Source organism: Herbaspirillum sp. B65 (genome assembly GCF_000333555.1).
GTDB lineage: Bacteria > Pseudomonadota > Gammaproteobacteria > Burkholderiales > Burkholderiaceae_D > Herbaspirillum > Herbaspirillum rubrisubalbicans.
The window spans coordinates 1-11,163 of record NZ_BADI01000664.1 but is presented as its reverse complement, the minus strand read 5'-3'; the positions used below and the strand labels follow the sequence as shown (position 1 = coordinate 11,163).

7 protein-coding genes and 2 pseudogenes are annotated in these 11,163 nt (G+C 63.4%); 1 reads left to right on the top strand and 8 read right to left on the bottom strand.

The window, feature by feature from the left end; all coding sequences use genetic code 11:
* The 8 genes and pseudogenes from I5W_RS15810 to I5W_RS15775 all read right to left on the bottom strand — a co-directional run.
* Positions 1-623 (bottom strand): chloride channel protein (locus I5W_RS15810; protein WP_044529948.1); only part of this gene is annotated, 623 nt, incomplete at its 3' end.
* An 88-nt stretch (positions 624-711) separates the two neighbouring features.
* A complete protein-coding gene (locus tag I5W_RS15805; RefSeq protein ID WP_044529947.1) occupies positions 712-1,830 on the bottom strand; it encodes a sterol desaturase family protein in 1,119 nt (372 codons plus the stop codon).
* A 239-nt stretch (positions 1,831-2,069) separates the two neighbouring features.
* Positions 2,070-2,472, bottom strand: a pseudogene (gloA, locus tag I5W_RS15800) (lactoylglutathione lyase).
* A 101-nt stretch (positions 2,473-2,573) separates the two neighbouring features.
* Positions 2,574-4,169, bottom strand: coding sequence for a sensor domain-containing phosphodiesterase (locus I5W_RS15795; RefSeq protein ID WP_044529946.1), 1,596 nt, complete (start codon positions 4,167-4,169; stop codon positions 2,574-2,576).
* Between the two features lie 271 nt (positions 4,170-4,440).
* Positions 4,441-4,815 (bottom strand): hypothetical protein, encoded by a 375-nt coding sequence (locus I5W_RS15790; RefSeq protein ID WP_017451469.1) that lies wholly within the window; start codon positions 4,813-4,815, stop codon positions 4,441-4,443.
* A gap of 163 nt (positions 4,816-4,978) precedes the next feature.
* Positions 4,979-5,761: a 16S rRNA (adenine(1518)-N(6)/adenine(1519)-N(6))-dimethyltransferase RsmA gene (gene rsmA / locus I5W_RS15785; RefSeq protein WP_044529945.1), complete on the bottom strand. Its 783-nt coding sequence runs from the start codon at positions 5,759-5,761 to the stop codon at positions 4,979-4,981.
* A 29-nt stretch (positions 5,762-5,790) separates the two neighbouring features.
* Entirely contained in the window at positions 5,791-6,813 is a 1,023-nt protein-coding gene (gene pdxA, locus I5W_RS15780; RefSeq protein WP_199901750.1) for a 4-hydroxythreonine-4-phosphate dehydrogenase PdxA, read from the bottom strand.
* Between the two features lie 321 nt (positions 6,814-7,134).
* Positions 7,135-7,581: pseudogene (locus I5W_RS15775) on the bottom strand (oxygenase MpaB family protein); the annotation flags it as partial.
* A gap of 337 nt (positions 7,582-7,918) precedes the next feature.
* On the opposite strand from I5W_RS15775, the gene I5W_RS15770 reads away from it, so the two are divergent.
* The gene (locus tag I5W_RS15770) at positions 7,919-11,107 is read left to right on the top strand and encodes an efflux RND transporter permease subunit (RefSeq protein WP_044529943.1); all 3,189 of its coding nucleotides are present in this window, start codon (positions 7,919-7,921) and stop codon (positions 11,105-11,107) included.
* Positions 11,108-11,163 lie beyond the last annotated feature (56 nt).

Here is an 11,163-nt window from a genome sequence, read left to right as displayed (position 1 = left end):
GCAGGCCCTAGACCAGCGAAGATGATGGTGGTGATCACCACGCCGCTGGCACGCTGCTCGAAGCTGCGCGAGAGTTCTTCGATGGCGAACACGATCCCCGCCAGTGGCGTATTGAAGGCTGCGGCCAAGCCTGCGGCAGCACCGGCCAGGATCAGGCGCCGCTCCATATGTTCGTATCCGCTCGGATACAGGCGGCGCAGGTTGTACATGATGGCCGCCCCGATCTGCACGGTCGGACCTTCGCGACCGATGGTCATGCCACCAGCGATGGCCACGATCGACAGCACGATCTTGCCCACCATCACGCGGATCGACAGCAGTGCGCTACCGCGTTCGTCAGTGTCGCCATGCAGGGTAGCGATGGCTTGCGGAATGCCGCTGCCTTCGGAGCCGGCAAAGTAACGGCGCGTGAGCCACACGCAGGCGGCACAGACGGCTGGCGTGAGCAGCAAGGGCAGCCAGGGTTGCTTGTGTTCGATGCTGCGGAAGACTCCGAAGCCGATCTCGATGGCCTGGGCATACAGCACCGCGACCAAGCCGACGATGATGGCACCGCTCCAGAGGATGCCGTATTCGACCCACAGACGGTGCAGGTGGCTTTTGGATAGTTGATAGAGACTCAATTGGCGTTCCTACTGTCGTTCGGTTGTTCTGATGCGGAAGAATTCAAGGTTAAAACTGTCAAGCATGTGCCAGGGCAAGCGCGCCGCGTCACATCAGTGCATACGCCGCCACGGCCGCGGCAGCGACGTCGATGAACAGCATCATCGCACCGCCCAGGCGACGCTCCATGAAGGCCCCCAGCGCCCAGAAGCCAGCCAGCAAGGCGGCGCTGATCAGCAGAAGGCGGAGGTAGGACTGCTCATCGGCCACCCACAGCAGGGCCGCAGCCGCGGCCAGCAGCACCACGAACTGCAGGCCCGAGAACCACTGCGCCAGGCGCGGCAGCTGCGTATCATAGCGCTTGCGTGCCGCCTCCAGGTCAAACTGCGGAGACGGCGCCATGCCAGCCGGGCGCCAGCCGGGTGCCTTGAAAAAGATTTTCAGCTTGTCCTGCCAGCGTGGCATCTGCGCGGCACTTTGCAGCAACTGCGCATAGCCGGAGCAAATCGCCCATAGCGGATCCCAGCTGTTGAGGGGCGTGCGGGTGCCATAGACCACCGGCTCGTGTTCCTCGGCAAAGGTACCGAACATGCGATCCCAGATCACCAGCATCCCGCCGTAGTTCTTGTCGAGGTACTGGTCATTCACAGCGTGGTGCACACGGTGGTTGGAGGGTGAGGAAAACACACGATCGAACCAGCCCAGCTTGCCGACGTGCTCGGTGTGGATCCAGAACTGGTAGACCAGCACGACCAGACCGGCCAGGGCAAACTGCTCGGGCTCCACGCCCAGGATCGCCATGGGTAGGTAGAACACCCAGCCCAGCAGCACCACCGTGCTTTCCTGACGCAACGCGGTGGAGAGGTTGAAGTCCTGGCTCTGGTGATGCACAGAGTGCGCCGCCCAGCCCAGCGCATTCTCGTGACCGAAGCGGTGCAACCAGTAATCGAAAAAATCGAACAGCAGGATGGCCGACGCCCAGCCCAGCACGCCATGCCAGAAGCGCACCGCCGGGAAGACGGCGAACACGCGGTAGGTCAAGGTGTAAAGCCCGACTTGGAACAGTTGGGTAATCAGCGCCACGAGTTGACTGATCACGCCCTGCGACAAGCTGGCCAGGGCATCGGCCAGGCGGTAGGTGTTGCGCCGACGCAGGTAACCATAGCCGAACTCCACCGCAATCAACAACAGAAAGACGGGGATGACGTAGACGATGATCTTTTCCATAGTGGAGGCGCGGAGTTTGGCGAAGGCGTTGTCATGCTGCCAGGCAGCGGTAGCAAGTGGTGGGCAGCGGAATATGGATGACCAGTGGAGGACAGCCAGATGTGTTCGATGACCTCGCCATGTCCCGCCACCCGAAACGCCGCCGCGGCTGCAGTGGCGATGTTTCTCGGGCACGGTTCGGGCAGCGGTATTTCAGTAGACGGGCAATTCAGTCTGCGGGCTGTTGCCTGGTGGCTTGCTTAATCAGCAGAACTGAAGTTTTCTTTCTTCTGGATAAATTCGATTTTGTAGCCGTCAGGGTCCTGTACAAAGGCAATGACGGTCTTGCCGTGCTTCATGGACCGGCTTCCCGTGTCACGATGCCGCCTTGGCTTTCACCGCATCACAGGCCTGATAGGCGTCTTCAACTTCGATCGCAATGTGACCGTAACCGGAGCCGAGATCATAGGATGGCGTATCCCAATTGTGCGTCAGCTCCAGGACCGTATGATCGCGCTCTTCTCCATAGCCGACGAAGGCCAGCGTGAATTTACCCTCGGGATAATCGTTCCTGCGCAGCAGTTTCATTCCGAGCACATTGACGTAGAAGTCGATGGACCGGTCCAGATTTCCCACGCGCAGCATCGTATGCAACATTCTCACTTGGCGACTCCTTTTCATGGCTAACGTGAAGCAAGCCGCCATTATCCCTGATTTGCCGCCACCTCGCCGGAGGGCTGCGCCGCTGCGGGCAAGGTGCAGAATCAGGCGTCGCCACTGGGGTGCGATAGCTGGAGCTGTTGCTCCAGCAGCGCAATGCGTTGCTGCAAGGCGCGCTCGACACTGATATCGACGATGAGACCATACCAGCGCAGGATGCGGCCCTCGCCATCGGCATGGGGCGAGGCCCGGCTGCGCATCCAGCGCCACTGGCCATCGGGCCAGAGCACCCGGAATTCGGTGCTGAAGGGACGGCCGCTGGGCAGGTTGTCGAGCCATTCCTGGCGCACCCGCTGGCGATCGTCCTCCAGGATGCGCGCCACCCATTGCTGATGACGCTGCACGTTATTGAGTTCAGGCTGCCATTCGAAGGTGGGGCCGATGTAATCGACCACGCCGCGCTCATCGGCGGCCCAGGGAATGTTGGGGTTGAGATCGATGGCTCGATGGAAGTGTTCCTCGCTGTCACGCACGGTACGTTCGGCGGCCACCCGCGCAGTGATATCTACGGCCGAACCGGAGATGCCCAGCAATTCGCCAAGGTCGCTGCGCACCAGTTGGAAGGCCAGCAAGGAGGTACGCCCGGTGCGCGAATTGAAGAATTCCATCGGTGCCGCAGACGCGCCATCCACCACCTGCGCCAGCATCTGCAACAACGGCCGATGTTCGCTGCGGTCCAGCAGGCGGATCACGGGAGAACCCTCCAGCTCGCTGTCGGCATTGCCACCGAGCAGGTCGATCATCATGGCGTTGGCGCTGACCACGCGCAGCAGCGGATCGAGGAAGCACAAGCCGACCGGCGCGCTACGGTAGAGCGAATCGAGCTGGTGCCAGCGCTGGAAGGGGGACGTATCGATGCCGGCGCTGTGACGCTGCCATACGCCTTGCTGCTCGATCAAGCGCGCTGCCTCGGCCAAGGGGGCCGGACGGCCGAGGTGGAAACCCTGGCCGAATTCACAGCCCATGCGCTTCAACAGGTGGGCATGATGGGAAGTCTCGACGCCTTCGGCCACCACGTGCATCTTCAGGCTCTGGCCCAAGCCGGCCACCGCCAGTACGATGCGGAAACTGTCCGGATCCTGGTCCATGGTGCGCACGAAGCTGGCGTCGATCTTGATTTCATCGAAGGGATAGGACTGCAGGCGGGTCAGGCTGGAGTAGCCGGTACCGAAGTCATCCAGCGACAGGCTGGCACCGGCCTGGCGCGCGGCCTGGATGGTCTGCAGGGTGCGCTCGTGGTCCTGGACCAGCGAGCTTTCGGTGATCTCCAACTGCAGGCGCGACAGTGGCAGGCCATGCGCGTGCATCACCGTGGAAAGCCGTTCCAGGAGGCTGGTGTCGAGGAACTGGCGCGGCGAGAGATTGATGGCCAGACGCAGGTCGGCAGGCCAGTGGCGCAAGCTGTCGGCCACGGTGTCGAGCAGCTTGAGCAGCAGGGTATCGAGCAGGTCCGCATCCTCGGCCACGGTAATGAAGTCGACCGGGGAGATCACGCCGCGCTGGGGACAGTTCCAGCGCGCCAGCATCTCGAAGCCGGCAATGCGTCCCGTGCGCAGATGGACCAAGGGCTGCAGCGCCGGCCACAAATGGCCGGCGTCCAGGGCGGTCCTGATATCGTCTGCGGCGATGGGGGCTCTCACCTGCGCGCTCCGTCGGGTTGTTCATGAAAAGGCAGCGGACATACGACAGGATGTCGCGCCGATACGGCATATTATGCTGACAAAATACCAATACCGTCTTCATTATGTCGTGCTTTCTTGACAAATTGATGGTGCTGAGCCGCCTGCCCGTCAAAACAATGCAAAAAAAGCGGGCAACCTGGTGGTTGCCCGCTTTTCCTCAAGATGGCTTGCGCCTTGGATGTCCTGCCTGGATAAGGCCGGGCCGGCAGGATGGCCCGCTGGCCGATGCTCAACGGCCGTAGTAGTAATAATCCGGACGGTCGTCGTAGCGATAGGTACGTACTTCGGTGCGTTCCACATAGCGCACCGGACGCGGCGGCGGCGGGGCATAGTAGCGCGGTTGCTCGTAGATCACCTGTTGCGGCGGCTGGTAGTACACCGGCTGCGGCGCCTGGTAGTAGACCTGTTGCGGCGGGGCTTGGTAGACCGGTGCAGGATTGGCGTTGGCAATGAGCGAACCGATCGCGACGGCACCGATGATGCCGGCGGCGATGGCGACCCCGTCACCGCCCCGGTCATGTGCCATGGCAGGCGTGCTGACCACGGCGGCCGAAGCGAGAAGAGTGGTGGCGATCAATACCGTTGCGATTTTTTTGCTGGCCATGATTGGCTCCTGTCAAATAAGTCCGCGATCTGTCGCGGCACGATTCCAATATAAGACAGGTTCAGCTTAAAGCTACGGAATATGAAACTTCGTTACAGTTCTTACGGCTGGCGGCGCGCCTGTAATAATGTGCAACAGCCCAGCACCAGGCCAGGCGCGGCCTTCAGGCGGCGCGCGCAGCCAGTAACTGGGCCAGGGCGACGAACTGTTGCACCGGCACCGTTTCGGGACGGGCCTGGGGATCCACGCCGGCCTGGCGCAGTTCCTCCTCGGAAAACAGGCCGGCCAGGCAATTGCGAATCACCTTGCGGCGCTGGGAGAAAGCCTGGGTCACCACCTTTTCCAGCAGCGCCTGCTCGCAGGCCATGGGCTGGGCCAGCGGGATCATGCGCACGATGGCCGAATCGACCTTGGGCGGCGGATCGAAGGCAGTGGGTGGCACCACGAACAGCAATTCCATGTAATAGCGCCATTGCAGCATCACCGACAGGCGACCATAGACCTTGCTGCCCGGCTCGGCCACCATGCGCTCCACCACTTCCTTTTGCAGCATGAAATGCTGGTCCTGCACCTGCGGGGCGATCTCGGCCAGATGGAACAACAAGGGGCTGGAGATGTTGTAGGGCAGGTTGCCGACCACCCGCAGCTTGCGCCCTGCCGGCACCGGGATGCTGGCAAAGTCGAACTTGAGGGCATCGGCCGAATGCACGGTCAGGCGAGTGGGATCGAAGCGCTTCTTGAGGCGCTCCACCAAGTCGCGGTCCAGTTCCACCACGTGCAGGTGGCGCGCCTGTTCCAGCAGCAGTTCCGTCATCGCTGCCAGGCCAGGGCCGATCTCGACCATGGCGTCGTCGGCCGCAGGGGCGATGGCGCTGATGATGTCATGCAGCACCACGTCGTCGGTGAGGAAGTTCTGGCCGAAGCGCTTGCGTGGGATGTGTTTCATGGAAATTCCAGTGGGTTCTTGCGGGGCGTTCAGGCGCCGGTCTGGCGGCGTGCCATGTCGGCGGCAGCGCGGATGGCCACCACCATGCTGCCGTGGTCAGCCTGTCCCAGGCCGGCGGCGGCCAGGTCCAGCGCGGTGCCGTGGTCGACCGAGGTGCGGATGATGGGCAGGCCCAGGGTGATGTTGATGCCGTGGCCGAAGCTGGCGAACTTGAGCACCGGCAGGCCCTGGTCGTGGTACATGGCCAGTACGCAATCGGCTTGCTCCAGGTATTTGGGCTGGAACAGGGTATCGGCCGGGTACGGTCCGCGCGCGTCGATACCGCGCGCGCGCGCCGCTTCCAGGGCGGGCGTGATGACCTCGATTTCCTCGCGGCCGAGATAGCCGTTTTCCCCGGCATGGGGATTAAGGCCGGTGACCAGAATGCGTGGACTGGCAATGCCGAACTTGCCGCGCAGGTCGGCCTGCAGGATGTCCAGCGTGCGCGCCAGACTGTCGGCGGTAATGGCCGCCGGCACGTCCTTCAAGGCCAGATGGGTGGTGGCCAGGGCCACCCGCAGGTGGGGCGCATCGCCACCGGCCAGCATCATCACCACTTGCGGAGTGCGGGTGGCTTCGGCCAGGTATTCGGTATGGCCGGTGAAGGCCACGCCAGCATCGTTGATCGTGCTCTTTTGCAGGGGCGCGGTGACGATGGCGGCAAAGGCGCCGTCCAGCGCCCCTTGCACGGCCACATCCAGGGTCTGCAGCACGGCGCGGCCATTGCGGGCATCCAGCACGCCCGGGCGCACCGGTTCGGCCACCGGGCAATCGATGACGGTCAGGCAGTCCAGCGGGAAATGCGGCAGGCCGCTGTTGCGCCAGGCCTGGAGCGAAAGCGCCGCCACCCGCATCTGGGCATCGATATCGTAGGCGGTCTGCGCCAGCAGCGCGGCGTCGCCCAGCAGGATGCAACGCGCTTCGTGGCGCAGCGCCCAGGCCGCGCGCAGGGAGATTTCCGGGCCGATGCCTGCCGGTTCGCCGCAGGTCAGGGCGAGGATGGGTCGGTTCATGGCGTTTTCATTCATGACGATGGCGGGCTTCAAAAATGCAAGAGCCGGCGACTAGGGCCTGTTCACATTTAATCTGCGAGTGCGAGAGGTCGCCAAGCGTTGACTGCCTAGGCGCAGCGACGCGTCGTAGCGGTGCTACGGCAAGGAGCTGCAACAACGGCAGGCGACGCTTGGCGGCCTCTCCCGGAGGGTTGCCCCCAGAAGGCGCGCTGGCCGCGTTGCACGTCAGGGCTGGTGGCACCACCACCAGCCCTGACGCGCGCCTTGCCACCACGCCTTCTGGGGGCAACGCATCTCGCAGATTAAATGTGAACAGGCCCTAGCAGCATAGGGCCGGCCATCGGGTGCCACCCCCGTGACGCCGAGATGGATCTGCTTGACGCGTGCAATGAGGCGCTCGGCATCGGCGCGGCTACCGAAGGTGGTGCCGGCGATGAACTGGGCGGTGCGGCGCAGGCGGCCCAGCATGTCGGCCTGGAAGTTGGAGTGATCCCACACCCCGGCCAGCGGCAGCGGATGCAGCATCTGCAACAGCAGTGCAGCCACGCCACCGGTGAGCATGGCGGTGAAATCGCTATGCACCTGCCAGGCCGCCGAGTCCGGGCCGAACAGGCCGGGGTCGCCGGGCGGTTGCAGGAAGTCGGCACTGCCGGGACCGCGGCTGATGGCCAGGACGTTGGCTTCGATGCGTTGACGCAGAAATTCCATGATGTAAGGACAAGGACAGGGAAGGGCAGTGTGCCATAAGGCTTGCCTAGGGCGATGCATGGGTATGTGGACTTTTTTCCGGATGGGCTTGCAGCCGGTGAGAAGTCCTCCGCTGACATTTCTGTCAGAAAGCAGATTGACGAAAAGCCTTCTGCACACTGGCGGCCAGGCCGCTACAATAGCCCACGCCGAACGGCCCCCGAACAATAATACCGGGTCCGCCAGCATCGCAATTTAAGGGAACGTGGCCGGGCAACCGGGGAAACACGCCAGGCCGCGCAAGACGCACAAGCACCACGGGACAGGATGACGCTGGCCGCATGGAGCGCCGGTTGCGGTAATGGGCCGGCTGCCAACGCGGCCTTCCGACCTGCCCGCTTCACAGGGATAGCAGTTCATGAACATGGTCGCGCTGGCCTTGCGCCGCCCGTACACCTTCATCGTGATGGCCTTGCTCATCGTGCTGGCCACGCCATTGACGCTGAAGAACATGGCCACCGACATCTTCCCCGAGATCAATATCCCGGTGGTCTCCATCATCTGGAACTACAACGGTCTGTCGGCCCAGGAGATGGGGCAGCGCATCGCTGCGCAAAACGAGCGGGGACTCACCACCGTGGTCAGCGATATCGAGCACATCGAATCGCAGTCGCTGGCCGGGGTCGCGGTGATCAAGGTGTTCTTCCAGCCCAAGGCCAACATCCAGACCGCCATCGCCCAGGTGGTGGCTTCGGTGCAATCGCAATTGCGCCAGCTACCGCCGGGGATCACGCCGCCACTGGTGATCAAGTATTCCGCCTCCAGTATCCCGGTGATGCAACTGGCGCTGTCCTCCCCCTCCTTGCCGGAACAGACCGTCTTCGATAACGCCGTGCAGACGCTGCGCCCGCAACTGGTGACCATTCCCGGCGTGGCCGTGCCCTATCCCTATGGCGGCAAGAGCCGCCTGATCTCGGTGGACCTCGATACCCAGGCCTTGCAGGCGCGTGGACTGGCGCCCATCGACGTGGTCAATGCCATCAATACGCAGAACCTGATCCTGCCCTCGGGCACGGCCAAGTTCGGGGGGACCGAATATTCGGTGAAGATCAACGGTTCGCCCGAAGCCGTGGCAGGTCTGAACGAACTGCCGGTGCGCACCACCAATGGCGCCACCATCTATCTGAAGGACGTGGCCAACGTGCGCGACGGTTTCTCGCCGCAGACCAACGTGGTGCGCCAGGATGGCGCGCGCGGGGTGCTGCTGTCGATCCTCAAGAATGGTGGTGCTTCTACCCTGGACATCGTCGACAACCTGCGCAAGCTCTTGCCTGCCGCGGCCCAGACCTTGCCGGAAGACCTCAAGATCACGCCGCTGTTCGATCAGTCGCTGTTCGTGAAGGCGGCCGTGACCGGGGTCATCAGCGAGGCGCTCATTGCCGCTGGTCTGACGGCGGCCATGGTGCTGCTGTTCCTGGGCAACTGGCGCAGCACGCTCATCATCGGGCTGACCATTCCGCTGTCCATCATGGCCGCCATCCTGATGCTGGCGGCGCTGGGCGAGACCCTCAACCTGATGACCCTGGGCGGTCTGGCGCTGTCGGTGGGTATCCTGGTGGACCAGGCCATCGTCACCATCGAAAACATCGAACGCCACCTGCACCTGGGCAAGCCCCTGCATGACGCCATCATCGTCGGCGCCGGCGAGATCGGCGTGCCGGCTTTCGTGGCCACGCTCTGTATCTGCATCGTGTTCGTGCCGATGTTCTTCCTCTCGGGCGTGGCGCGCTTTTTGTTCGTGCCGCTGGCCGAGGCGGTGGTGTTCGCCATGGCGGCGTCCTATCTCCTCTCGCGCACGCTGGTGCCCACGCTGGTGATGCTGTTGATGGGCAGTCACGGCCAGGTCGATCATGCCAAACAGAGCCTGCTGCAACGCCTGTACCGCGCCTTCGACAGCCGCTTCGAACGCGTGCGTCATGGTTATACGCTGGTGCTGTCTTCACTGCTGGCGCACCGGCGCCGCTTCGCATTGAGCTTCCTCGGTTTCTGCCTGTTGTCCTGCCTGCTCTATCCTTTCCTCGGGCGAGATTTCTTCCCCAATGTCGATGGCGGCCAGATCCGGCTGCACATGCGGATGCCCACCGGTACCCGCATCGAGGAAACCGCACGCGCGGCCGATGAGGTCGAGCGCGTCATCCGCAGCCTGATTCCGGCCACTGAGCTGGAGACCATCCTCGACAACCTGGGCGTGCCCAACTCCGGCATCAACCTCTCCTATAGCAATGCCGGCACCATCGGCACCCTCGATGGCGAGATCCTGATGGCCTTGAAGCCGGGCCATCGCCCCAGCGAAGAACTGGTCGCCATGCTGCGCGAGCAATTGCCACGCCGCTTTCCCGGTATCGAGTTCTTCTTCCAGCCGGCCGATATCGTCACGCAGATTCTCAACTTCGGCTTGCCGGCTGCCATCGACGTGCAATTCACCGGCGCCAACATGCAAGCCAACGCACGCCTGGCGGCCGAGTTGACCAAGCAGATCCGGCAGATTCCCGGTGCCGTCGATGCCCACGTCCACCAGCGCCTGGATGGGCCATCGCTGGACCTGCGCATGGATCGCACGCGCCTGCAGCAGTTCGGCCTGTCGGCTTCCAATGTCGGCCAGAACCTGTTGATTGCGCTGTCCGGCAGTTCGCAGACGCAGCCGGCCTTCTGGCTCAATCCCAATAACGGCGTGGTCTACAACATCGCGGTGCAGTCGCCGCAATACCAGGTCGATTCGCTCGATGCGCTGCTCAATATCCCGGTAGGTGCAGGTGCCAATGCCGCCACACCGCCGCAGCTGCTGGGCAATCTGGTCGATGTGCACGCAGGACGTCAGATGGCCGTGGCCTCGCGCTACAACATCTCGCCGGCTATCGATGTCTACGTCAGCGTGCAGGGCACCGACCTGGCCAGCGTGGCCGGCAAGGTGAGCGAGTTGGTGGAACAGATCAAGCCCAAACTCGCGCGCGGCAGCCAGGTGGTCATCCGCGGCCAGGTGGAAACCATGCAATCGTCTTTCATCGGCCTGGGCGTGGGGCTGGCCATGGCCATCGTGCTGGTCTACCTGCTGGTGGTGGTCAACTTCCAGTCCTGGATCGATGCGGCCATCATCATCGCCGCGCTGCCAGCAGCGCTGGCCGGGATCGCCTGGATGCTCTTCATCACCGGGACCACGCTGTCGGTCCCGGCCCTGACCGGGGCCATCATGACCATGGGCGTGGCCACCGCCAACAGTATCCTCATCGTCGCCTTCGCGCGGCAGCGCCGGGAAGATGGGGCCACCCCGCTGGCCGCCGCCCTGGAAGCCGGTTCCACCCGTATCCGTCCGGTGTTGATGACGGCACTGGCCATGATCATCGGCATGATTCCCATGGCGCTGGGTCTGGGGGAAGGGGCTGAACAGAATGCGCCGTTGGGGCGCGCCGTGATCGGTGGCTTGTTGCTGGCCACCGTATCGACCTTGTTTTTCGTGCCGGTGGTGTTTGCCGGCGTGCATCAGAGACTGGCCCGCCGCGCCGAGCAGCGTCGCGCGCGTGGGGTCGGGCTCGCGCATCAGGAGTCTTGAATCAAGTCGCATGACCGTCATTCCGAACTCGGCATCCATCCTCTGGTCGAGGGTGA